This window comes from Psychrobacter sp. ASPA161_6, from assembly GCF_051970285.1.
In the GTDB taxonomy this organism is placed as follows: Bacteria; Pseudomonadota; Gammaproteobacteria; order Pseudomonadales; family Moraxellaceae; genus Psychrobacter; species Psychrobacter glaciei.
On the sequence record NZ_JBEFNJ010000001.1, the window covers coordinates 883038 to 908599 of the forward strand.

The 25562-nt window shown below is 43.9% G+C and carries 20 protein-coding genes; 11 read left to right on the plus strand and 9 right to left on the minus strand.

The window, feature by feature from the left end:
* The first annotated feature begins 347 nt into the window (after window positions 1-347).
* Window positions 348-1088 carry a gamma-glutamyl-gamma-aminobutyrate hydrolase family protein gene (locus ACTQ9T_RS03645; protein ID WP_440464099.1) on the plus strand — a complete coding sequence of 247 codons (741 nt, stop codon included), beginning with the start codon at window positions 348-350 and terminating at the stop codon, window positions 1086-1088.
* The gene (locus tag ACTQ9T_RS03650) at window positions 1063-1812 is read left to right on the plus strand and encodes a cupin domain-containing protein (protein ID WP_440464100.1); all 750 of its coding nucleotides are present in this window, start codon (window positions 1063-1065) and stop codon (window positions 1810-1812) included. The genes ACTQ9T_RS03645 and ACTQ9T_RS03650 overlap by 26 nt, the downstream gene beginning before the upstream one ends.
* A 326-nt stretch (window positions 1813-2138) precedes the next feature.
* Here ACTQ9T_RS03650 and ACTQ9T_RS03655 read toward each other — a convergent pair whose 3' ends face one another.
* From ACTQ9T_RS03655 to carA, 8 genes are all read right to left on the minus strand, one after another.
* Window positions 2139-3461: a glycosyltransferase gene (locus ACTQ9T_RS03655; protein ID WP_240215612.1), complete on the minus strand. Its 1323-nt coding sequence runs from the start codon at window positions 3459-3461 to the stop codon at window positions 2139-2141.
* A gap of 151 nt (window positions 3462-3612) precedes the next feature.
* The gene (locus tag ACTQ9T_RS03660) at window positions 3613-4485 is read right to left on the minus strand and encodes a TIGR03915 family putative DNA repair protein (RefSeq protein ID WP_440464101.1); all 873 of its coding nucleotides are present in this window, start codon (window positions 4483-4485) and stop codon (window positions 3613-3615) included.
* Between the two features lie 42 nt (window positions 4486-4527).
* Entirely contained in the window at window positions 4528-5796 is a 1269-nt protein-coding gene (locus tag ACTQ9T_RS03665) for a putative DNA modification/repair radical SAM protein (RefSeq protein WP_194618825.1), read from the minus strand.
* Between the two features lie 122 nt (window positions 5797-5918).
* Complete coding sequence (locus tag ACTQ9T_RS03670) at window positions 5919-6539, minus strand: hypothetical protein (RefSeq protein ID WP_440464102.1); 621 nt, start codon at window positions 6537-6539, stop codon at window positions 5919-5921.
* 159 nt (window positions 6540-6698) lie between these two features.
* The gene (locus ACTQ9T_RS03675; RefSeq protein WP_440464103.1) at window positions 6699-7613 is read right to left on the minus strand and encodes a hypothetical protein; all 915 of its coding nucleotides are present in this window, start codon (window positions 7611-7613) and stop codon (window positions 6699-6701) included.
* Window positions 7614-8124: 511 nt separating this feature from the next.
* Window positions 8125-8601 carry a transcription elongation factor GreA gene (gene greA, locus ACTQ9T_RS03680; RefSeq protein ID WP_189581294.1) on the minus strand — a complete coding sequence of 159 codons (477 nt, stop codon included), beginning with the start codon at window positions 8599-8601 and terminating at the stop codon, window positions 8125-8127.
* A 352-nt stretch (window positions 8602-8953) separates the two neighbouring features.
* Window positions 8954-12232 (minus strand): carbamoyl-phosphate synthase large subunit, encoded by a 3279-nt coding sequence (gene carB / locus ACTQ9T_RS03685; protein WP_440464104.1) that lies wholly within the window; start codon window positions 12230-12232, stop codon window positions 8954-8956.
* A gap of 130 nt (window positions 12233-12362) precedes the next feature.
* The gene (gene carA, locus ACTQ9T_RS03690; RefSeq protein ID WP_440464105.1) at window positions 12363-13595 is read right to left on the minus strand and encodes a glutamine-hydrolyzing carbamoyl-phosphate synthase small subunit; all 1233 of its coding nucleotides are present in this window, start codon (window positions 13593-13595) and stop codon (window positions 12363-12365) included.
* Between the two features lie 472 nt (window positions 13596-14067).
* Between carA and ACTQ9T_RS03695 the strand changes: the two genes are divergently transcribed.
* The 4 genes from ACTQ9T_RS03695 (at window position 14068) to ACTQ9T_RS03710 (ending at window position 17011) form a co-directional block, all read left to right on the plus strand.
* A complete protein-coding gene (locus ACTQ9T_RS03695; RefSeq protein WP_440464106.1) occupies window positions 14068-14604 on the plus strand; it encodes a gamma carbonic anhydrase family protein in 537 nt (178 codons plus the stop codon).
* A gap of 130 nt (window positions 14605-14734) precedes the next feature.
* Window positions 14735-15445 (plus strand): HAD family hydrolase, encoded by a 711-nt coding sequence (locus ACTQ9T_RS03700; protein ID WP_440464107.1) that lies wholly within the window; start codon window positions 14735-14737, stop codon window positions 15443-15445.
* Window positions 15446-15561: 116 nt separating this feature from the next.
* Window positions 15562-16657, plus strand: a protein-coding gene (gene prfB / locus ACTQ9T_RS03705; RefSeq protein WP_141629700.1) for a peptide chain release factor 2 whose coding sequence is annotated in 2 segments (ribosomal slippage) — window positions 15562-15633 and window positions 15635-16657 — 1095 coding nt in all. Because the reading frame shifts where the segments join, the coding sequence is not laid out codon by codon here.
* Between the two features lie 69 nt (window positions 16658-16726).
* Window positions 16727-17011 (plus strand): pyrimidine/purine nucleoside phosphorylase, encoded by a 285-nt coding sequence (locus tag ACTQ9T_RS03710; RefSeq protein WP_440464108.1) that lies wholly within the window; start codon window positions 16727-16729, stop codon window positions 17009-17011.
* Between the two features lie 149 nt (window positions 17012-17160).
* Here ACTQ9T_RS03710 and ACTQ9T_RS03715 read toward each other — a convergent pair whose 3' ends face one another.
* Window positions 17161-17613, minus strand: a complete 453-nt coding sequence (locus tag ACTQ9T_RS03715) for a GNAT family N-acetyltransferase (RefSeq protein WP_440464109.1) — start codon at window positions 17611-17613, stop codon at window positions 17161-17163.
* Between the two features lie 181 nt (window positions 17614-17794).
* On the opposite strand from ACTQ9T_RS03715, the gene ACTQ9T_RS03720 reads away from it, so the two are divergent.
* The 5 genes from ACTQ9T_RS03720 (at window position 17795) to clpB (ending at window position 25535) form a co-directional block, all read left to right on the plus strand.
* A complete protein-coding gene (locus ACTQ9T_RS03720) occupies window positions 17795-18913 on the plus strand; it encodes a DNA topoisomerase IB (RefSeq protein WP_440464110.1) in 1119 nt (372 codons plus the stop codon).
* Between the two features lie 177 nt (window positions 18914-19090).
* Window positions 19091-20806: an AMP-binding protein gene (locus ACTQ9T_RS03725; protein WP_440464111.1), complete on the plus strand. Its 1716-nt coding sequence runs from the start codon at window positions 19091-19093 to the stop codon at window positions 20804-20806.
* A gap of 307 nt (window positions 20807-21113) precedes the next feature.
* Window positions 21114-21908 carry an SDR family NAD(P)-dependent oxidoreductase gene (locus tag ACTQ9T_RS03730; protein WP_440464112.1) on the plus strand — a complete coding sequence of 265 codons (795 nt, stop codon included), beginning with the start codon at window positions 21114-21116 and terminating at the stop codon, window positions 21906-21908.
* 129 nt (window positions 21909-22037) lie between these two features.
* Window positions 22038-22607 (plus strand): L,D-transpeptidase family protein, encoded by a 570-nt coding sequence (locus tag ACTQ9T_RS03735; protein WP_440464113.1) that lies wholly within the window; start codon window positions 22038-22040, stop codon window positions 22605-22607.
* Window positions 22608-22937: 330 nt separating this feature from the next.
* Window positions 22938-25535 (plus strand): ATP-dependent chaperone ClpB, encoded by a 2598-nt coding sequence (clpB, locus tag ACTQ9T_RS03740; RefSeq protein WP_440464114.1) that lies wholly within the window; start codon window positions 22938-22940, stop codon window positions 25533-25535.
* Window positions 25536-25562 lie beyond the last annotated feature (27 nt).

Sequence of the window (25562 nt, forward strand, 5' to 3'; positions counted from 1 at the left end):
GATAAATGGTCAGCTGAATATGATACGTTTTCACCAAAGCCGACATTTTTTATCAATGGTATTAGCCACTTAGAGATAATTTTTTTAATAGTATTATTAAAACTAAAAGTTAATCTCTGTTTAGCAATATCGGTAATGACTTCCAATATATGGATGAAAACTATAGTTGTCAATTTTTATTTAAAATTATCTTAAAATAACCCAAAAATGCCTTTTTAATACTAATATCGATATTAATGAAGTTTATAGTTTACATTTCGTGAGGCATTGTGTTAAATTTTAGCTAAATAAGGGATATAAATAATATGGATGGATTAAGTCTATTCATTATAACTAGGGAAGATAATATGAAAAATTCCAGACCTATCATTGCTATTGTGTCCTGTCACAAGATGGTTGATGGACAGCCAGCACAGGCGGTATATCAAAAATACATCGATGCAGTAAACTTCTACGGTGGCAATCCCATACTGCTGCCGAACACAGCTGCCGACAGCGAAAACTTTGATGCACTGCTCGAAATGGTAGACGGGATTTTATTGACGGGCAGTTACAGCAATGTCGCGCCAACTCGTTATGGCGCGACGCACGTCGAGGCAAAACAAGACTTAGGCCGTGATGAGTTGAGTTTCAAATTGTTGGCTTATGCAGATGAAAGAAACATGCCTCTGTTGGCAGTTTGCCGAGGTTTGCAAGAGATGAATGTTCATTTTAATGGCACGCTGCATCCTGACTGGCGTGAAGTCGATGGGTTTTATGAGCCGCATTTAGAGGACAATACTCAGCCACTTGAAGTGCAGTATCAGCCAGTTCATGACGTGATTATTCAACCAAATGGCAGGCTTGCCGCCTTTGGTGAAAAATGGCACGTTAACTCGCTACATAAACAAGCAATCAATAAAGTAGGCGCGCGTTTATTGGTTGAGGCGTCAGCGCCTGATGGCTTGGTTGAAGCGATCAGCTTATTGCAACATCCATTTATGATTGGTGTACAATGGCATCCTGAGTTAAATTATGTGCAAGATAACTTGTCCAAATTTCTATTCACGGAATTTATTCACCATGCCAGAGAACCACAAACTGAATAGCACGACTAAAAGTAAGGCAGAAACTGCCGTCACTGATATTGATAATATTGAGAACGATGTTAATAGTATCGATGACAAAGATATAGTTGATATCGAAATAGATGATATCGATAGCGATGATGAACTGATGGATGCTGACACGGCGTCATCTTCTGAAACAGATGAGTCGTTGAAGGAAGACATTGGCAAAAAGATTAACCAGCTGCGTCTAGCGAAAGGTTACTCGCAACGTAAATTGGCCAAAATGTCTGGATTGACGAACACGTCTATTAGCTCTATTGAACGCAATAAGGTCAGTCCAGCGGTCAATACTCTAAAGGCTATCTTGACAGTACTAGGTTCTGATCTGACCACGTTTTTTAGCGACGAGTGGAAGGAGCCTAGGGCTAGAGTCATTGTGACGCCAAAGGATTTATTAGAGCTCAATGAACCCAATAGCAGAGTGTCGTTAAAACAAGTATATAACTGCAGTACGACAAGAAACCTAGGGTTTTTGATTGAGACCTATCAACCCAATAGCTCAACCGAAGAAAAAATTGCTCACGAAGGGGAGGAGATTGGTACGGTTATCGAAGGTAAGATTATTATCCGTATCGAAGAAAGTACTTATTTGTTAAATCAGGGCGACAGCTACGTGATTGATACCACTCAGCCGCATACCTTTATCAATCCCACCGATAGCGTGACCCGCATTGTCAGCGCACATACACCAACGACGTATTAAACCCATGCTATAGTCAGAGAACGGCTAAACGGCTACGGCGTTACCCTCCTTAGATGTACTAATTGTACAATCTGCAGTCGGCTGCCTTGTACCCGTTTTAGACTTCTTTGACTAGGGCCTGTTGAACATTCAACTATTAGGGCTGCTGATTGCTAAAATTGCACCAAATATTTTATCAAATCAGGAGTAAACCTATGATAATGTTGAGGTTGGTTCAGAGCAGATTGATAAGGCTACTTCTATTTTTGAAGTAGCCTTTTTTTAATTAAAATGTACTGTCAAAAAGTGCATATCCACTTTTACACGTATTGAATGATACATGGCGTCTATGGCTCTTGATGGTCTTCGGCTATCTCTGCTGTATCCACTATTTTAGACGTTTCTTTGCTCAGTTTGACTGTTGCATTTTTATTGACGGGTTCGACGTTTTTGACGGCGACACTAAGAATAGGCTTAGCAGGTTTTTTGAGACTTTTTTTGATTCGTCGTACTGCGATAGCATCGGCTTTCGCTTGTTCTTCTGCAAGTGCATCATCATACAGACCTTGATATACCGCCAGCGTTTCTTCGATCATCTCGCGCATGGTAAATTTGTTGGTCATCTCTGGACGCGTTACACTTTCTAGCTGGTTCCTAACGGCTTTGCATAGGGCATTGGCATTGTATTTTTTTACCAAGCCTTGCGGGTAGAGCGGCTGTAGAATTTCACTAAATGCTGCCTGATCCCAGCCAATAACGGGCGTGCCTAAGTGGATGGCTTGGAGGGCATTAATACCAATAGATTCAGGCTCATTTGCAAGCGCCATGACGATGTTGGCCGCCGATAGCCATTCCCGCATATCATTACGCTTACTACCCACATAAGTAATGCGCTCAGCCAGCTCCAACGTATTGCTACGTTGGCGAAAATCTTCATGCGCGACATCACCATCTCTAAAATCATCGTCCATAATGATGGCATGAATATTAGGAAACTGTTCCTGCAGATTGCCCAATATGTCGATGAGCCATTCTTGACCGTATTCGTTACCAATCACTGTCGGAAACACCAGCCACTTTTTATGCTCAAGCTCAGGATATTCAGCGAAAGTGTGCCGTAGCCAATAGACAGATGGATTGTGCCGATAAGGATAGCGACGGGTGTCGATACCGCGGTAGATGCGCTTAATGATCGTAGGATCGACATCTTCGCGGCGCAGTCCCTTTTTTAGATAATTGGTGACACTATCAGACACCGTAATAATCGTGTCGACATCGAGCAACGCTTGTGAGTATTTATTAATAGGATAAAAACCATACATGGTCGATACCAATTTTGGCAAACGCCTGACTCGTGCGCGGCGCAGTGCCAAATGTAATATCCATGCAGGTGTACGCGAATGTACATGAATCACATCAGGCTCGTACTTTTCAATCAGATGTCGAAGCGATGAGACTTGCAGCAACGACAGCCAAGATTTTTTATTCATGTGTAGCTGATGGTATATATTGCCATCACGTTTGAGACGCCTAACCAAATCATTGTCTTCATCAGCGCTTGAGACAATGATAGACGTGTGCTCATTTTTGACCAATGCACGCCCAAGATGAAAAATGCCGCGCTCGGATTCATCATGCTTCAAAGACGACAGTAAGCGCATAACTTTCATAATAGCGTGGGTCACCGGTTAGTAATATCAATTTGCTATTGTCAGTTAAAAGCGCTAAAAACTCAACCATCAAGATAAAAAGATGATGACAGACAGCTGGTTTTTAAAATATATAAGTATAAATGCTGGGATTAAAATCCTATAAGAGCCATTAGCGTCGTTTTTGCAGGTGCTCAGCATCGGGCAGTACTTGCTTTTCGCTTAGGTATTTCCAATAGCGCTGCGGTAGATACTGTTTATGCAACTTAGGGTTTTTGCGCTCTTTGATATTGACGTTGGTAAAGTAACCTTGCCAAAATCTTTGATAGCGCTGCTCGTCAGGACTATGGATACTGGCAGGATTGCGCAGTACCGCATCATCAAGGTCAGTGATCGTTTGCAGGGCAGCGGGGCGTTTGGGCGTACTATTACTTTTATCATAATAGATGCCATAGTTACGAGTCAGATCGTAAATAGCCCAATGCTGGTCTTGATAACGCTGACGAAAATGCTCTCCGATTAGAGGCAACACATTAAAGTCAGGCTCAACACGGGCAAAATAAATATCATCGGTCGTATGCTCAAAACGCACAAACGCTTCCATGCGATGCTTCTCACGACCGACGGATTTGACGGTTTGTACTAACTCCAAAACACTCAGGTTACCGAGGTCTTCCATAATATGGCGGCTAGGGTAGTCAATAGCGTATTTAATCACCTGAAACAATGTCGTACCGATATTGTCTTTTTCTGATAAAAATCCCCACAGAATATTTCGCATACCTGAACGCCCCAATAGCTTATGTAGCTTGGTTAATACGCGTTCAGCATGGTCTTCATCTGTAGCAACACTGCTCGCTTCAGAGATCAATGAGGGCACATAAGAATCTTGAGCAATTAACTGTAGGGATTCATCTTCTTGTAACCGATTGGCATAGACATAAAAAACGGCACTGAGCCAACCCTCAAAACTTGGCTCATAAAGCACAATACTGGGCGTTAAGTGACCGATAATATAGTCGTGACTTTGCATCAGCTGTGACATTTATGTTCCTATTTAGAATAGTGGCAATCAAAACCGTACTCATTAAAACAGCGCCAACTGACCGCTGCGCTGATCTTTATACTTAGTTTGCGTTTGCGCCAGTACGTACTGACGGAAGTTATCGCGGGTTAAGTGGGCGAGATGTTCATTTTTACCGGTGGTGGCGATAAAATATTTGGCACGGTTGACCGCCGCGCCCATCTTTTTTAAATGATATAGCGTCAATTGATTAAACTTGCGTGCTTTCACTATCTTTTTAGCCGTCTTAGTACCGATACCGGGAATGCGTACAATCATCTCATAAGTCGCGGTTTGAATATTAACCGGAAAATGCTCGCGATGGCGAATCGCCCAAGCCAATTTTGGATCGCAATCTAAATCCAAAAATGGTGAGTCTGGTTCGACGATTTCATGCGCGCCAAAACCATAGAAACGCATCAGCCAATCGGCTTGATAGAGACGATTCTCTCGCACCATCGGCACAGGCGTTCCAATCGCTGGCAAACGGCTGTCAGACAGCATCGGTACATAGCCGGAATAATAAACACGCTTGAGATCATATTGCTTATAAAAATGACTCGATAGCTGAATCACCTGCAAATCGGTTTCATTACTCGCACCAACAATCATTTGACTGGTTTGACCTGCGGGCACAAATTTCGGTGCTTTTTTATGCGTTTTACGGCTCTCACGGATGGTAATTATTTCTTCTTTGACCGTCTCCATCGGTGCTTTTAATTCATCATGCGACTTCTCTGGAGCGAGTAAAGCTAAGCCCGATTTGGTCGGAATTTCGATATTGACGCTCAAACGATCAGCATAAAGCCCTGCTTCTAACAGCAATTCTTTTGACGCGCCCGGAATGGTTTTTAGATGGATATAGCCGTTAAAACGCTCACGAGTACGTAATATCTTGGCGACCTCGACCAAGCGCTCCATCGTATAATCGCCGCTTTTAAAGATGCCTGAGCTAAGAAACAACCCTTCGATATAGTTACGACGATAAAACTGCATGGTTAAATCAACGACTTCCTCAACACTAAAAGCTGCGCGTGGGGTGTCATTACTTTTGCGCGAGGTGCAATAAGCGCAGTCGTAAATGCAATGATTGGTCAGCAGAATTTTGAGTAAACTAACGCAGCGCCCATCTTCGGTATAGCTATGGCAAATACCAGTTGCTGAGGCGTCACCGAGGCCACCGCCTTGGTTTTTACGGGTACCAGCAGAGGAGGAACAAGAAACGTCATACTTAGCAGCGTCCGCTAAAATATTAAGCTTGCCTTGCAGTCGTTCGTAATTGATGGTTGCCATAAGCGCTATTTACCAATGCAGTAATGAAAGACTATTTTATCAAAACTAAAGGTAAGTCACTGTAATAATGAGAGAAATGTCGATTTTATACGACAACTGTTGTCGTGCTGTTCATGAGATTTTTAATTAGAGGAGCAGAGATTAGGCAACGTTTGAACCACTTCCTCTGAGAAGTTTTTTTTAACAATCAGATGTCCTTTTTTATCAAATTCAACATCGTACTTGGGATAAATCGCAGATTCACTATTGCCATGAGTTGAAGGTAAAGCTACTTCTTTATCGGAGAAAAAATGACGGGCAACCCATAGATTCTTGTCATTATCATATTCAACAGTACATCTGCTTTTTGCATCGATATCAAAATACAAATCGAAGTATTGTTCCTCACCGCCACGACCAAATAGCATATTAGCACCGCACGGATTGCCGCAGCCAACATAAACATGATAAGTATCTTTATCGATTTTTTTAAGTGAAGTATGATTCCAACCGTAGCCACCCATTCCATCCATAAGCATCGTTTCTTTTACTTGACCGTCTTCAGAGGTTTCGCTTTTAAGGATATAACCATCATCGCAATATTCATGACCATCTTTACTCATATATGCAGTACAAATTTTCGACATATAAAAGCTAGTGTCAAATTTTGGTTCGGTAGCTTCAGCCCAAGATGTAGCGCTTACAATACAGCTGCAAATGATAAAAACCAGTGAGAAGAGGAAGAGAGAGGTGAGCTGATACATGCAAATAATGACCGGATATTTGTTTTGATTTAAGGCAGTATAGCAAAAGACTGGTTGTTAAAGAAAAATGTACACGCATAAAAAAGGTCTTGTAGACTAGATGACTAGTCGACAAGACCTTTTATAAAATTTAGAATTTATTAAGTTCTATTACTGTATTTACTGAACCTTCGCACGTATAACGACAGTTTGGGCTGCATTAGAACCAAGGTTGACCAAGTTCCATTTAAGTCCAGAGTAGTTTTCTTTGATAACGACAGTATTGCCCACTTGTTGAATGGTTTGATAGCTGTCGCCACCCGTTGTCGCAAGCGTTGGTAGTGAGCTGTTTAATGACACCAGCTGCACGCCATTTGGTAATGACACCATCGCATTGATGTCATTGACTGGCTGCGCGGTGGTGTTGGTATAAGTAGTGTGGTATTCGATGACGTCACCGGGGGCGATATGATTGGCAGGCACAGCCATTTCATGACCGTCTTTATTCTTTAGTATTTTCATGACTTTGGTTTGTGCATTAACGACATCTGGTGTACTAAACGTTGGTGTCAGCTGTAAAGTATCTAAAGTAGTCGTTGTTATTCGATTGCTTACCGGTTGATTGGTGATAACTGTCGTCGCTGGTGCATTAAGAACAGGCAACTGAGTAGCAGTTGCAACAGGTAATACTTGGGTCACGGTACTGATGGGCGTAGTGATAACGTCGACATTGGAGACGGTATTGGTCGCTCGATTGGTCACAGGTACGCTAGTGACGGTTGTGCTGCCCTGAGTAATGACCGTATTGTTCATACCATTACTAACACCTTGGCGAACCACATAGCGTGGTACAGTCGTTACTTGAGTCACCGCATAAGGCATGCCATCTTGCATCGTGATACCGTTCGGTGTGGCAGTGATAGTGGCTGTTTTGCCATCAGAGTATTGCTCGACCACAGTGGTGCTGCCGCCAGCAGATGAGCTAATAGCGATTTCAGGTGCGGCATGCGCTGAAGATGCAGCAAGTACTATACCTGCTAATAGTGCCGATACAGTATGGGTTATTGCTGTTGGTGTACAAGATTTCATGGTCATAATAGACTCCTCAAAAATAACAGTAAGTATAGTCACTTCACTATAAAAGTATTACTGCGTTAACCTCGCTTGAAGCATTAAATATACCTCGACACTCGGCTGCCTTGTACGACTTTTAAATTGAATCAACTACAAGACAACAATAAATCACATCTAAATAAAAAACCCCCGTTAAATGACACCATAAAGTATGCCAAATAACGAGGGTATCAGTACTGACGATAGCCAATATTAACTATCAATCCATCATTATTTTCAGAAAAAGTGCAGCAAAAATGTGCCACACTGCAAACTCAAACAATTATGCGCTAAAACAAATAGACTAGAAAAGCGGCATTGTGTAACCGGCATTGTATGAGTCGTATTGTTTTTGGCGAGTCGATGGATCTATTCAGTTGGTGATTATTTGAATGATTATTTCAGTGGTTATAAAAAGAGCTGCTGTCTAAAAGTGACGGTTAATAAAGGTAGCAATAGACTTTTATCCTTATTTTTAAAATGAGGACACGCGCTAGTCGTAGATAACTTTCATCAATTCGTACTCGACCACACCTTTTGGCGTTTCGATACGTACTTCATCGCCTTCAAACTTACCGATCAGACCACGAGCAATCGGTGAGTTGACCGAAATCTTGCCCGCTTTAAAGTCGGCTTCATCATCACCAACGATTTTGTATTGCTTTTCTTCTTCGGTGTCCATGTTTTCAATGACCACGGTCACACCGAACACCACACGACCTTCTTGCGTTAACGTCGCTGGGTCGATGACTTGAGCACCGCCAAGCTTGGCTTCGATATCACGAATGCGGGCTTCACAAAATCCTTGCTGCTCGCGAGCGGCGTGATATTCAGCATTTTCTTTGAGATCGCCGTGTTCGCGTGCTTCAGCAATCGATGCTGTGATGCGTGGACGGTCGATGCTTTTTAACTGTTTCAATTCGGCTTCTAAAGCCGCGTGTCCTTGCGGAGTCATGGGATAACGTTGCATGTTTTTTCCTTAAACCAATAACACCACACCACCTCCTACTCCTAGTGAATAGTGAGATGGTGTTGGGATCATTGCAATGGGTATAAAATATAAAAGGGTGATGTTGAGCGTGTTTGACAAATACATTATCTGTCAATTATAAGTCATTAATTTCAATACCATACGCACTTAAGCTTACGTAATAAAAAGCATAGTCGCAGTTTAGCCACTATGCTTTTGGGTCTATCATGTTGCTTTTTGGTTCTACCATGTCAAAGGTATCGTCTTTAAGCACTGTTGTCATGTTAAAACGATTAATCAGTCTCGAATAAGCGATTGAGTAAGCCTAACGGTTATGCTTAATCTACTGAAATTATTCAGCCACGTCAATAGTCTTTGCTTGCTCATGCAAATCTTGCAGTTTGTAAACTTCAAATGGCAAGTCAATCGTATAAGATTTACAAACCGCATCTGCCGCACCCAAGGTGGTGACATAGAATACTTTGCCTTGTAGCGCGCTACGGCGAATAGAGAATGAATCCTCTTGTGCCTGCTTACCTTCAGTCGTGTTGATGATAAGGTCGATCTTGCCATTTTTCAAGGCGTCAACGATATGTGGGCGGCCTTCAGTGACTTTGTTAATTTGCTTGCACTCAATACCGGCGTCGCTCAATATCTTTTGCGTACCCGTGGTTGAGACGATGTTAAAACCAAAGCCTGCGAGCTGACGAGCGATTGGAGCGATTTGCGCTTTGTCGCTATCACGCACCGAGATAAAGACGGTTTTGGTTTCGCCTTCAGTCGGCAAGCCTGGCAGACGCTCATTACTACCGATGACCGCTTTGTAGAATGCTTCCCCAAAGGTTTTGCCCACGCCCATGACTTCACCGGTTGATTTCATCTCAGGGCTTAAGATTGGATCGACACCAGGGAATTTAGCAAACGGGAATACCGCTTCTTTGACCGCAAAGAATGCCGGAACAATCTCAGTGGTAAATCCTTGGTCTTTTAGCGAGGTGCCAGCCATACAGCGAGCCGCGATTTGCGCTAACGACGTACCGATACATTTAGAGACAAACGGTACGGTACGGGCGGCACGTGGGTTTACTTCTAAGATATAAACCGTTTCGCCTTTTACCGCAAACTGTACGTTCATCAGACCGATGACGCCAAGCTCTTTCGCCATGGCAACGGTTTGCGCGCGCATGACATCGCATAACTCTTTAGATAACGAGTAAGGCGGCAATGAACAGGCTGAGTCACCAGAGTGAACACCGGCTTGTTCGATATGCTGCATGATACCGCCAATCACCACATCGGTGCCGTCGCTGACACAGTCAACATCGACTTCGATGGCATCGTCTAAGAAGCGATCGAGCAATACAGGGGCTTCGTTAGAGGCTTGTACAGCCGTGCGCAGATAATGTCTTAGCTCATCTTCGTTATAAACGATTTCCATCGCGCGGCCACCAAGTACATACGATGGGCGTACAACCAATGGATAGCCAACGTCTTTTGCCTTGACCAAACCATCTTCTAAGCTCGTCGCTAAGGCATTGGTTGGTTGAATAAGATTTAATTGCTGAATCATATGTTGGAAGCGTTCGCGATCTTCTGCACGGTCAATCGCATCAGGACTCGTACCAATGATTTTGACGCCAGCAGCTTCAAGAGCACGGGCCAGTTTCAAAGGTGTTTGACCACCAAACTGTACGATAACACCATCAGGATTTTCGATACGGACGATTTCTAGCACGTCCTCTAATGTGATTGGCTCAAAGTAGAGACGGTCAGAGGTGTCATAATCGGTTGAAACCGTTTCAGGGTTACAGTTGACCATGATGGTCTCGTAGCCGTCTTCGCGCATGGCAAGGGCTGCGTGCACACAGCAATAGTCAAACTCGATGCCTTGACCGATACGGTTAGGACCGCCACCGATGACCATGATTTTTTTGTTATTGGTTGGGTTGGCTTCACATTCGCTGTCGTACGTTGAGTACATATAAGCGGTGCTGGTGGCAAACTCTGCCGCACAGGTATCGACACGCTTATAGACTGGATAAACGTTTAAATCCCAACGCTTTTTGCGTAGCTGCTTTTGTGAGATACCCAGCAATTTAGCCAAACGTAAATCTGACAAACCTTTACGCTTAAAGCTGCGTAGGTTTTTCTCATTTAAGCCGCCAAAACCTAACGCTTTAACTTGCGCTTCGGTCTTCACGATGTCTTCGATTTGTACCAAGAACCATGGGTCGATTTTGGTTAAGTTAAAGACCTCATCGACGCTCATACCGATACGGAAAGCATCCGCAATATAATAAATGCGTTCAGGCGTTGGAATGGTTAAGCGATTATGAATCTCGCTACGAGCTTTGTCAGTACTAAGGCTACCGTCTTTGATAGCGGCAAAGTCAATTTGCTCATCAAAACCATCATTGCCGGTTTCCATACCACGTAATGCTTTTTGCATCGATTCTTGGAAGTTACGACCAATCGCCATGACTTCACCAACCGACTTCATCTGCGTTGATAACACGCTATCGGCTTGTGGAAATTTCTCGAAGTTAAAACGTGGGATTTTGGTGACGACATAATCAAGCGCAGGCTCAAAGCTGGCTGGCGTTTTGCCACCGGTAATGTCGTTTTGCAATTCATCTAGCGTATAACCAACGGCCAATTTAGCCGCGATTTTCGCAATCGGGAAACCAGTGGCTTTTGAGGCTAGGGCAGATGAGCGTGATACGCGTGGGTTCATTTCGATGACGACCATGCGACCCGTATCAGGGTTGATACCGAACTGGACGTTTGAGCCGCCTGTTTCCACACCAATCTCACGCAGTACGGCTAATGACGCATTACGCATGATTTGGTATTCTTTGTCTGTCAATGTTTGTGCTGGTGCAACCGTGATAGAGTCGCCTGTATGCACACCCATTGGGTCAAAGTTCTCAATCGCACAGATGATGATGCAGTTGTCGTTTTTGTCACGAACCACTTCCATCTCGTACTCTTTCCAACCGATGAGTGACTCATCGATAAGCAATTGATGGTTTGGTGATAAGTCAAAACCGCGCTCGCAAATCTCGATAAACTCATCGCGGTTATAGGCGATACCGCCACCTGAACCGCCCATGGTGAATGACGGACGAATGATGCATGGATAGCCCATTTTCTCTTGGGTCGCAAAGGCTTCTTCCATGGTTTCAGCGGTTTCAGCGCGTGGACACTCAAGACCAATACGCTTCATGGCTTTATCAAATAAGTTGCGATCTTCTGCCATCTCGATTGAGTCTTTGGTTGCGCCAATCAACTCGCAGTTGTACTTGGTCAATACGCCATGCTTGTCCAACTCTAGTGCACAGTTTAGTGCTGTTTGTCCGCCCATGGTTGGCAGGATAGCATCAGGACGTTCTTTGGCGATGATTTGCTCAACCGTTTGCCAAGTAATCGGCTCGATATAGGTGGCATCCGCCATGGCAGGGTCAGTCATGATGGTCGCAGGGTTTGAGTTGACCAGGATGACGCGGTAACCTTCTTCTTTTAGTGCTTTACACGCCTGCGCGCCTGAGTAGTCAAACTCACATGCTTGGCCGATGACGATAGGGCCTGCGCCAATGATAAGAATGCTTTTTATGTCGGTACGTTTTGGCATAATTAGGGCTACCTTCGTTTAAGTGATGTTTTAATGGAGGTGTACATAATGGTTTTATATACTGCCGCTTGAACCATTATTAACGATCCAAGCTTTCAGGCAGCTTGCTTATCTTTTTTTCAGTAATGGCTTAAGCTTTAGCAGTTGCCATCATATCTGCAAACTTATCAAACAATGGCGCGCAATCATGTGGGCCAGGACTGGCTTCTGGGTGACCTTGGAAACTAAAGACTGGCTTGTTGGTCAGCTCGATACCTTGGTTGGTACCATCGAATAATGAGCGATGGGTAGATTTAACGTTGTCTGGTAGCGTGTCTTCATCAACCGCGAAACCATGGTTTTGACTGGTAATCATAACCGTGCCAGTTGCTAAGTCTTGTACTGGATGGTTAGCGCCATGATGTCCTGTTTTCATCTTGATGGTGTTTGCACCGCTGGCAAGACCGACCAGCTGATGACCTAAACAGATACCAAAGGTTGGCACGTCAGTTTGCTCAATGATGTGACGCACCGCATCGATGGCATAATCACAAGCAGCAGGGTCACCAGGACCGTTTGATAAGAAGATACCGTCTGGATTCATCGCTAGCACGTCTGCGATAGGCGTTTGTGCTGGTACAACGGTCACATGGCAGCCGCGATCAACCAGCATACGTAGGATATTGGTTTTGGTACCAAAGTCATAAGCGACTACATTGAATTTGTGCTCAACGTGCGTGTTTAATTGCTTAAAGAAACCACCTGTACCACTATCGTGGCTGCCAACAGCATCACGGTTGAGTAGGGTATCTGATAAGTCCCATGAACCCGCTGTCCATTCGAAGTTCTCTTTAGTGCAGCATTCTTTTGCCAAGTCCATGCCTTCGATACCAGCAAACGCTTGCGCCAGTTTAATGGCTTGCTGCTCGTCATCTGTGCTGATAGTCTCGCCGTTAGAGGCGGTCATGATACAGCCGTTTTGAGCGCCTTTATCACGTAGTAGGCGAGTCAATTGACGCGTATCAATTTCAGCGATAGCGACGGTATTATGACTCTGCAAATAGTCGCTTAATGACTCTGAGTTACGAAAATTTGAAGTAACCATGGTGGCATCACGGATAATAAGACCATCTGCCCAAACTTTGTGACCATTGCCAGACTCTGTGTCCTCGCTATTAGTACCAGTATTGCCAATGTGCGGATAGGTGAGGGTGACTAGCTGACGCGCATAACTTGGGTCAGTTAGGATTTCTTGATACCCTGTCATGGCTGTATTAAAAACCACCTCACCGACACGATGACCGAGACTGCCGATACTGATACCACGAAAAATCGTACCGTCTGCTAATGCCAAAATTGCTTGTATTTCTGCCGATGAATTCAAGGGTTGCCTCCGCTATTATTGGTGAGTGCCATCATGTTTTGCTGGTCGAAATATTGCTCCGTATCCCTTTATTTACGGTATCTGACTATTGCCACATAAAGATAATAAAAGGGCGATACACAAAATTTTTCCACAAAAAAGCGAGAAGACATTATTGATGAAAACTACAAAACCCACTAGATAGTGAATAGGTAACTTGCATCATGTCCGCTCGCTTAGGCACAGATTTTGCGTATTATATACAAAATAGGGTGCTATGGCTAGCCGATTCCTTGGATTAATAGTCATTACATAGACAATAACAATAAATCAGAAAATAGCCTAAGTAGCCATAAGTTATTTCTTCTTTTATCAAATTCGAAATCAAGCGTCCATTAATAGCGCTGGATTTTAGCAGTGGGCTTTGCCACAATGGACAGCGCAGCGATAAACCCAATTTTTATAACTATAATGAAGATGACAAGGAATCGTTATGATTTATCAATATTTAGACAAAACCCCTAAGTTTGCAGTGCCATTCAACGGTTGGGTGGCAGACTCAGCACAAGTGATCGGTGATGTATATTTAGGGCATAAAGCCAGTGTGTGGTTTGGTGCGGTGATACGCGGTGACGTTGGTCACATTCATATTGGTGATTATAGCAATGTGCAAGAAAACAGCGTTATTCATACTGATTTAGGTATCGCAGCCAACATTGGCGATTATGTCACTGTTGGTCACCTAGCCATGCTACATGGTTGCGAGATTGGTGATAACAGTTTGATTGGCATTGGTGCTGTGGTACTTAATAATGCCAAAATCGGCAAAAACTGTCTCATTGGAGCCAAAGCCTTGATCACTGAAGGTCAGATTATTCCAGATAATTCACTGGTGATGGGCGCGCCTGCAAAAGTCGTCAAGACGCTGACTGATGAACAAGCCGCCATGCTAAAAATGTCAGCATACCACTATTCTGAACTCTGTGAGACTTATAAGGAAGGTCTGACTGAAATAGCGATGCCAGATTAACGGGATAGGATGGTTCTGGTTCGATTTAAGCCGTGATTTAATTGACGTTTTTATTAGGGCGTGGCCTAAACTATTTATATTTTTTCTTCAGTTCTTGGTATTTTTTAGCAAACAACGATAAGGTCTCACCATGCAGGAAAATCCAGCACAAAACCAACCAAATCCACAAAAACAACTGGCACTATTTGATTTAGATCACACACTACTCGATGTCGACAGCGACTATCTATGGGGTGAGTATATCGTCAATAATGGGCTGGTAGATGAGGCGCAATATCGCACGGCTAACCAAGCATTTTATGAACAGTATATCGAAGGTACGCTAGATGCCACAGAATACAATGAATTTGTCGCGCAATTTTTGACCACATTGCCATTAGCACGGTTGCATGAGCTGCGTGAAGACTATATCAAAAGCGAAATCGAGCCGCATATTCGCCCAAAAGCGATGGAAGTACTGTGTCAGCATGTTGAGCAAGGGCACGATGTGGTTATTATTTCTGCGACCAATGATTTTGTGGTCTCTGCCATTGCCAAACGTTTCGGTATTGAAGGCGCCAATGTGTTATCAACACCGCTCGAGATAAAAGATAATCGCTATACAGGTAAGTTAGCGGACAAGCCCAATTTTAAAGAAGGTAAGATATATCATCTAGACAAATGGGTGAATAAGCAGCAGTTAGCTGGGGTTACCTTTGATAAAACCTATGCCTACTCAGACTCCAAAAACGACATTCCGTTGCTCGAATGGGCAGATGTGGCGATTTGTGTGTCACCTGATGATGCCCTACATGCACATGCGTTAGCGCATCGCTGGGCAGTGGAAGACTGGTCAATTTAGGCAACCTAAAGCGCGTTAACGTAGAGGCAACCATAATTAGCCAAGCGTTTAGCATCAATCTCATTTAAAATAGCGGCAGATTCGTTAGACACTTATTTAAAAAAACAGGAATATTTATGGAAATCAATCCGTATCAAGAACAAATTAAAGATTTATCAGAGCGTGGGCAGGATTTGCGGAGGTATCTTTGACTTCGATGGCAAGCAAGAACGCTTAGAAGAGGTCAATTTAGAATTAGAAAACCCCGATATTTGGAACGATCCAGAGCGTGCGACCAAAATTAATAAAGAAAAAAGTCATCTTGATGGAGTCATCGATGTCGTCGTTTCGCTTGAGACCACATTAGAAGATGCGTCTGCGATGCTAGAGCTGGCGGTAGAAGCAGAAGATGAGTCGTTGCTTGCTGACGTGCAAAGCGAGCTGGATAATGCTGAAAAACGCGTTGCTGATTTAGAGTTCCGCCGGATGTTCAGCGGTGAGATGGATCCGAATAACTGCTACCTAGATATCCAGTCAGGCAGTGGCGGTACCGAAGCACAAGATTGGGCAGAGATGCTGCTGCGCATGTATACGCGCTGGGCTGAAGCGCATGGCTTCAAGGTTGACGTTATAGAAGTATCATCAGGTAGCGTCGCTGGTATCAAGTCGGCCACGATTGAGATTAAAGGTGACTATGCCTTTGGTTGGTTACGTACCGAAATTGGCGTGCATCGCTTGGTACGTAAGTCACCATTTGATAGTAACAATGGTCGTCATACTTCATTTGCTGCCGTTTTTGTCTCGCCTGAAATTGATGATAATATCGAGATTGATATCAATCCAGCAGATTTGCGTATCGATACTTATCGCTCATCGGGGGCTGGGGGTCAGCACGTAAACACGACAGATTCTGCGGTACGTATCACCCACGAGCCAAGTGGCGTGGTGGTCACTTGTCAGAACGAGCGTAGCCAACATGGTAACAAAGCCACCGCGATGAAAATGCTACGTGCTAAGCTCTATGAGCTAGAGATGCAAAAGCGTATGGAGTCACAGCAAGCGGTCGAAGACGGTAAGTCAGACGTTGGCTGGGGTAGTCAAATACGCTCGTACGTGCTCGATGACTCCCGTATCAAAGACTTGCGTACCGGTGTTGAGACCTTTAATACCGGTGCAGTGCTCGATGGCGACCTCGATCAATTTATCGAAGCAAGCCTAAAAGCGGGTCTATAAAGCTGGACTGTAAAAATAGAGTATAAAGAAAGATTTAAAATATCAACCAACACTTAATTAAGGAAAATTATGCCAAGCGTTAATAATTATTTTGAAAACAAAGTGACTTCTATCGCCTTTCAAACCGCAACTAAGCCTGCTACTGTCGGTGTAATGGAAATTGGTGAATACGAATTTGGCACCAGCGAATTTGAAACCATGTCAGTTGTTAGCGGTGCCTTGACGGTCAAGCTGCCAGAGAGTGATGAGTGGCAAACCTTTAATGCTGGTGAGCAATTTACCGTTGAAGCCGATAAAAAGTTCAATGTTAAAGTAGAAGTCGAAACCGCTTATTTATGTGTGTATGGTAAATAATAGTCTCTAAGTTTTAGTCTTATCAGAACAATCAACGCCAAGTATTTTATGCTTGGCGTTTTTTTGTGAGTATTTTTTGAGAGAAATTTAGTTATCTTTAGCCCATTTAGGTGACTATCGAGTGAATTGAAGACACGTCCTAATCAAGGTTATAAGTTTTTACGGTATTGCACCATATCCGTTTGGGTGGCGATTGCGTCATAGAGTTTACGCGCTGCGATGTTGCCTTCTTGAGTGGTCCAATAGACACGGTTACAGTTTTTCTGGCGTGCAAAGTCATAGACCTGTTCAATCAATGCGCGTCCTACGCCTTGCCCACGTACAGATTCATTAACGTACAAGTCCTCCAAGTAGCAACATTCGGTACTATTCCAAGTATTGGGGTGCAGCACCACATGGGTAATACCTACCAGCGTATCATCCTGCCATGCTCCAAATCCATAAATATCTACATTGCTATCTAGCAAATTGCGCCATGTTGTATCAGTCGTGCTCATTGGCAAATGGGTTTCATAAAATGTTAGATAGCGTTGCCACAACACTAACCAAAGGTCGTAATCTGCATTAGATAATGGCATGATTTTTATAGAAGGATTTTCCATAGGTTTTTACTCGGTTTTATTGATAGACATATGTTTAATTATAACTCAGTAAATCATAATTGATAAGCATTTTATGGTGCATTTTTTACACAGCATTACACTTTGTCTGTGTCAAATAAACAGCAAAAATAATCGCAGTTAATTATGCTAAAACAATTACTTTTCAAAGGTGTAGGACTCTATGACTAAGGCAGGCGAGCAGACAATGATAAGAGATGTGCGCCATGATTATGAGTATCTTGCCAGCCGCGCTAATCTGCGTTATGTGAGTGACGATGAGCCAGGTTATGCGCGTAGACGTTGGGGTCGTGGTTTTACTTACCGTGATGCAACGGGCGCAACGGTCAAAGATAAAGCGTTGCGCCAGCGATTTGATGCGTTGGTGATACCGCCAATGTGGTCAGAGGTTTGGATCTGCCAAGATGAAAAAGGCCATCTACAATCGACAGGACGAGATGAAAAATCCCGTAAGCAGTATTTGTATCATCCGTCATGGAATAACATTCGTGATCAAGCCAAATTCGATGCGATGATAGGCTTCGCAGAGGCGCTACCCAATCTACGAGCACAGGTCGAAAAAGACTTAGAGGCAGAATCATTGTCACGTACCAATGTGCTCGCCGCAGTGGTTAAGTTACTTGAGACAACCTTGATTCGTATCGGTAATAGTCGCTATGCCAAGCAGAATAAAAGCTATGGGCTGAGCACACTACGTAGCAAACACGTGAGCGAAACAGACAATGGACTGGCGTTTGATTTTGTCGGAAAAAGCGCAAAGGAGCATCATATTGAGCTGCAAGACGAGCGTTTGATAGATATTGTGCAGGCATGTTCTGAGTTGCCGGGTTATCAGATATTCAAATACTTAGATGACGATGGACATAAGCAAGTCGTCGACAGTTCCGATATCAATGATTATTTGCGAATGCATACTAGCGGTATGGACTGCGAAAGCAAGCTATATAGTGCAAAGGATTTTCGCACATGGATGGCAAGTGTGCTCGCAGCAAGCTATCTACATGACGAGCTACAAACGATAGCAGGCGCTAGCATACTTGCCAGTGCACCAGAAAGCGCTGAGCGTCAACAGCTGGTCACTGATATGGTAAAAAGCGTGGCAGCAGAGCTGGGTAATACACCGACCGTATGTCGTGCCTCGTATATTCATCCCATTGTCATTGAGCGTTTTTTGGCAGGGCAGTTTTTTGAGACTTACAAACAAGCGCGCCGTGGAAGGACGAAAAAATATCAAAGTTGTGAAGAAAAGGCCTTGATTGGATTTTTAAGCACACTAAATTAAATTAATAATCTATACATAAAAATAAAAATGATACGTTATGTATTGAAATAAGTGCAGAAATGCGTTACTAATAGAGTCTGATAAATACGAACATATTAAACGGTCTATAGGATGTGGCCGTTTTACAATCATAAACACCATTTTACCCGTTACCTGCTATTGCTAAAGGATTAGCTTATGAACACCGCCTCTCAAACCGCTACGATCGCTGATACAGACGCTTCAGTTACGCCAAAAAACTATACCGATTATTATAATAACTTCGACATGAATACACTGCTGTCAGAAATCTTTGGCGAGCATGTAGATGATCGTTTAAATGCCTATATGGCTTGCTGTGGTCGTCATGTACGTGATGGTCGTGCTGACAATGCCGCGCTAGTACACGAAGATACTGCAGGCAATATAACGCGCATGAGCTTTGGTGAGCTTGATAAAGCGAGCGCTCAAATTGCTAACTTACTACAGTCGTATGGCGTAAAAGCGGGTGATAAGGTAGCGACTATGCTACCACGTACGCCTGAGCTGCTCACTGTGGTATTGGCAACATGGCGCATCGGAGCGGTATATCAGCCGCTATTTACCGCTTTTGGCTATGATTCAATCAAGTATCGGATGGATAAGGCCGACACCAAGGTTGTATTTACCAATCTAGATAACCGTAGCAAATTTGAAGATTTGGCGGAGCAAACCAAAATGGTACTGGTCGGTAGCGTAGAAGACGCCCAGACATGGGGTGATGATCACTATAACCAGTCTATGGCAGCACAATCGCAAACGATGGAGCCAGTATCGCTCGATACCGATGCGCCATTTTTGCAGATGTTTACCTCAGGCACGGTTGGTAAATCAAAAGGCGTGAGCGTCCCGTTAGCAGCGTTACCTGCCTTTTACTTGTATATGCGTTATGCCATTGACCTACGTGAAGATGATCATTATTGGAACATGGCGGATCCCGGCTGGGCGTACGGTCTATACTACGCAATCACAGGGCCTTTATTGCTTGGCGTTACTACGTATTTTAATGAAGCGGGCTTTGATGCTGCCAATACACGTGATTTTATGGTGCGCCATCAGATCAACAATTTGGCCTCTTCACCAACCGCCTTCCGAATGATGAAATCTAGCGGCATTTTCGACAATGTTGATGAAGACGCTCATAAGGATACCAATGCCAAGTTATCTCTACGCTGTGCCAACTCAGCAGGGGAAACGCTCAATACCGAAGTCGTCAGCTGGGTAGAAACCTATCTGACGTGTCAAGTGAAAGACCAATATGGGCAAACAGAGACAGGCATGACGTGCTGCGCTCATCATGCACTGGCGCATGAGTGTCCAGTTGGCTCTATGGGTATGGCACTGCCAGGGCATACGCTCGTCGTATTAGATGATGATATGAATGTACTGCCGGATGGTGAGCAAGGGCAGCTAGCCGTTGTGGTCAGTCAGTCACCCGCGTTTTATTTTCAAGGGTACAGCTGGAATGAGAAGCAAGCCTTTGCAGATGATTATTACTTAACAGGCGATGTGGTTGAGCGTCATAATGACGGTAGCTATTGGTTCTCAGGACGTGATGATGACATCATTATCACCGCAGGTTATCGTGTAGGGCCTACCGATGTCGAAAATACCGTATTAGAGCATGAAGCGGTTGCAGAGTCAGCAGCAGTTGGCGTGCCAGATGAAGTGCGTGGACATACAATCAAGTCTTATGTGGTGTTAAAAGATGGCATCGAAGGCTCTGAAGAAATCGCTCAGCAAATTAAAGATTTGGTACGCAAGCGTCTATCGACTCATGCTTATCCGCGTGAGGTCGAGTTCGTGAGCGAACTACCAAAAACCCCAAGTGGTAAGATTCAACGCTTTTTGCTGCGCAGTCTATCTGCCGGATAAGGACGTTTTGCAATATATAGTATTAGGGCGCGTCATCAATTAGCACATGAATACATTTAGTGGTCTTAAAATGGCTAAATTTAGCCAAACATCGTCAGAAATCTTGTCAATATGTTCATATTTACGGCAATTTATTCCTTGTTTGGCTGCAATTTTCCTCAGTTTAAGCCTCACAATCTAAATGATGACACGCCCTAGATAGTATTTCGTTAAAATAGAGATTCTTTATGATGAGGCTATTTAACATAAGCTGATTAACATAGACTGACAATGAAAATATCAAATAATAAATAGTTAAGGAACATTCATGCAAATTCAAAAAAACAGCTTTTTGGTCACAGGTGGTGCATCAGGATTGGGTGAAGCAGTGGTTCGTGCGCTAGTCGCTCAAGGTGGCAACGTTATCATTGCTGACTTGAATGAATCAGCTGGGCAAGCACTGGTCAACGAGCTGGGAGATAACGCACGTTTTGTACGTTGTGATGTCACCAGTGGCGATGAGGTGCAAGCGGCTGTTGCTGTTGCTGAAGAAGCGTTCGGCGGTCTCCACGGCTCGATCAATTGCGCAGGTATCGCTGTCGTACAAAAGCTGCTAGATCGTGAAAACAATCCAGCAGATCTTGAGGCTTTTAGCCGCGGGGTTAATATTAATCTGGTCGGTTCATTTAACGTAGCGCGCTTAGTCGCGTCTAGTATTGCCAAGAGAGTGGCTAATGCCAATAACGTAGAAAAAAGCAACAAAGAAAAGAACATAGATCAAGGTATTATTATTAATACTGCGTCTATTGCGGCCTTTGACGGGCAAATGGGGCAGGCAAGTTATGCATCGTCCAAAGCTGGCGTCGTCGGTATGATGTTGCCACTGGCTCGTGAGCTGGCACGTCACGGCATTCGAGTGATGACTATTGCACCCGGTATTTTTGCCACACCAATGATGGATTCGATTCCCGAAAAGGCGCGTGAGCAATTAGAGTCTGGCGTGCCTTATCCCAAACGTTTGGGTGATCCTAATGAATTTGCCAAATTGGTCACCCATATTATTGATAATGCTTACTTAAATGGTGAAGTCATTCGTCTTGATGGTGCCATTCGTATGGTCTAATGATATTAGTTTCTTATAAAGAATAAGATTTTCGTGATGTGATTCACGAAGTTTTCACAAAAATTGGCATGGTGCTTTGATATATTATGACTCACTGTTATTGAGCGTTGGTTATAAGGATTAAAGCCTATGTCATTTTTTCTTCCACATGCTAGCAAGCGTGCAAATTGGTTACTGATTGCAATAGGAATTAGTCTTGCTGCTATTATTAGCACTAGTGCCATTGCTGCGGTTAAGCATATTGTAGAAAAAAAGCAACCCATTGCTGATAACGTTATTATCGATAAAGTCTTTGTCGATAAATCTGAACGCCGTTTGCAATTATTGAGCGGCGATGATGTAATTCGTACTTATCATATTGCATTGGGCGACAGTCCGATAGGACACAAGCAGCAACAAGGCGATGAACGTACACCCATAGGCGACTATACTTTAGATTATAAAAATGAAAACTCTATTGCCCATCGCTCCATTCATATTAGTTATCCAAATGCGGCTGATAAAGCGCAAGCCAAATCACTTGGTGTCAATCCGGGCGGTGATATTATGATTCATGGTCAGATGAATGGCTTTGGTCATTTAGCATGGCTCAATCAAAAACGCGACTGGACAGATGGTTGTATTGCCGTGACCGATGATGAGATGGATGAAATCATGGCTGCAGTCAAGGTAGGTACCACGATTGAAATCGTAGAGTAGAGTGATTGAATTTTCGATGACACGGTTTAATTCTATATCAATCAGATAGGGTGTCAGACTCGCTTATTTTATTCTTTGTCGTACTTTTACTTGCCTTCTGCTCGCTTTTTTATAGCAATGCTTTCCTCTTCATACCTTTTAATTCCTCTTAAAAATACACTTAAATGATATTAATCAATAGTCAATGCTAAATATCATTGCTTATAGTAAGGTTTTATTCGATAATTGGCTTGAAATAAGAACATATATACCTTATATAAATGACAGATAACAGTAGTCGCTAGACTATAAAGCATCTGCTGTAAATACTAATTATAAAAGGATGTGAATATGAGATTTGAGAAATTTACCCAAAAACTGCAATCCGCTATCCAAGAAGCACAAAGCCTAGCCCTAGGTCGCGATCATACAGGTATCGATCCTGTGCATCTGCTTGCCATATTGCTACAAGATGAATCTAATTTGTCTATCTGCCAACAAGCAGGTGCGTCTATTCCAGCGTTAAAGAACGGTGTCGCAAAGGCATTGGACAATCAAGCGACCATTTCGGAGCCGACAGGTGACGTTAACTTAAACCCAAATGCAGTCAAAATCTTGAACTTGGCCGATCGCCAAGCGCAAAAAGAAGGCGATGATTTCATCGCCACTGAATGGGTGATGTTGGCACTCGCTGAGCAGGGCGAAACCAAGAAAATATTCGAAAGCGCTGGCGTAACAGCAAACAAATTAAAAGTCGTGATTGAGCAGCTACGCGGTGATGATACGGTGAATAACCAAAACGCAGAAGATCAGCGTGATGCGCTGAATAAATATACGATTAATCTGACTGAACAAGCAGAGCTTGGCAAGCTAGATCCAGTGATTGGTCGTGATGAAGAGATTCGCCGTACCATTCAGGTGCTGTCACGCCGTACCAAAAATAACCCTGTGCTCATTGGTGAGCCGGGTGTTGGTAAGACGGCTATCGTCGAAGGCTTAGCGCAAAAAATTATCAATGGTGATGTACCAGAAGGTCTACGCCGTAAAGAAGTATTGTCGTTAGACTTGGGCGCTTTGATTGCAGGGGCAAAATTCCGCGGTGAGTTCGAAGAGCGACTCAAAAGCGTGTTGAGCGATTTGGCCAAGCAAGAAGGCAACGTCATCTTATTTATCGATGAGCTGCATACCATGGTCGGTGCGGGTAAGTCTGAAGGTGCGATGGATGCTGGCAACATGCTCAAACCAGCATTGGCACGCGGTGAGCTACATTGTGTCGGAGCGACGACACTGGACGAGTATCGCAAGTACATCGAAAAAGATGCGGCACTTGAGCGTCGGTTCCAAAAAGTGTTGGTCGATGAGCCAACGGTCGAAGACACCATTGCGATTTTGCGAGGTCTTAAAGAGCGTTACGAGCTGCATCATGGGGTTGATATTCAAGACAGCGCCATTATTGCTGCTGCGCGGATGAGTCACCGTTATATCACTGATCGCAAGTTGCCAGACAAGGCGATTGACTTAATCGACGAAGCCGCGAGTCGCTTGCGGATGGAGATGGACAGCAAGCCTGAATCGTTAGGTAAGCTTGATAGCCGTTTGATTCAGCTAAAAATGCAGCGTGAAGTGCTCAAAAACGAAGAAGATGCAGGTGCGCAAGCAGAGCGTAAAGCACTCAATGCGCAAATTGAAGAGCTAGAAAAAGAATACGCTGATCTCAATGAAATTTGGCAAGCAGAAAAAGCATTGGTCAAAGGTAGTCAGCAGCTAAAAGATGAATTGGACAAAGCCCGTATTGCGTATGACAAGGCCAGTCGTGAAGGCGATTATGAGACCATGAGCAAGCTGCAATACGAAACCATTCCGCAGCTAGAGCGCCGTATCACTGAGTCTGATCTGGCAGAACAAAAAGAGCAGACAGGTGAAGGTAGTGGGGTAAAACTGCTACGTAATAAAGTGACAGACAACGAGATTGCGGAAGTGGTTGCGGCTGCGACGGGTATCCCAGTCAACAAAATGATGCAGGGCGAGCGTGAAAAAATGCTGGCAATGGAAGAAAAACTTCATGAGCGCGTCATCGGTCAAGATGAAGCAGTTGAAGCAGTAGCAAATGCAGTACGCCGTAGCCGAGCTGGCTTGTCTGATCCGAATCGTCCTTCAGGCTCGTTCTTATTCCTTGGACCTACGGGTGTCGGTAAGACTGAGCTGACCAAATCATTGGCAAACTTCTTGTTTGATAGTGAAGATTCGATAGTCCGTATCGACATGAGTGAATACATGGAGAAACACAGTGTCAGTCGATTGGTTGGTGCGCCTCCAGGCTATGTGGGTTATGAGGAAGGCGGTGCGTTGACTGAAGCTGTTCGCCGTAAACCTTATAGTGTGATTTTGTTCGATGAAGTAGAAAAGGCGCATCCTGATGTGTTCAATATCTTATTGCAAGTATTGGACGATGGGCGTTTGACGGATTCACAAGGTCGTGTGGTGGATTTCAAAAATACCGTGATTATCATGACCAGCAACTTGGGTTCGCATAAAATCCAAGAAATGGTTGGTGAAAGCTACGAGGATATCAAAGCTGAAGTCATGGATTCTGTTGGTCAGCATTTCCGCCCAGAGTTCGTCAACCGTATCGATGAGATTGTGGTCTTCCATCCGCTTGGTATGTCACAAATGGCAGGTATTGCTACTATCCAACTGGATCGTTTGCGTCAGCGCTTGCATGAGCGTGAGATGAATATCGAGCTATCAGCGGATGCGATGAATAAGTTGGTAGCCGTGGGTTATGATCCTGTGTATGGTGCGCGTCCGCTCAAACGTGCCATTCAGCAAGAGATTGAAAATCCATTGTCATTGAAGCTATTATCGGGTGACTTTGTCGCTGGTGATATCATCAAAGTCGATGTTGGCGCAGACGATAGATTGTCTTTTAATAAGCTAAGAATGAGCTAATCAATCTAGCATTGAAGTTTTTATGAG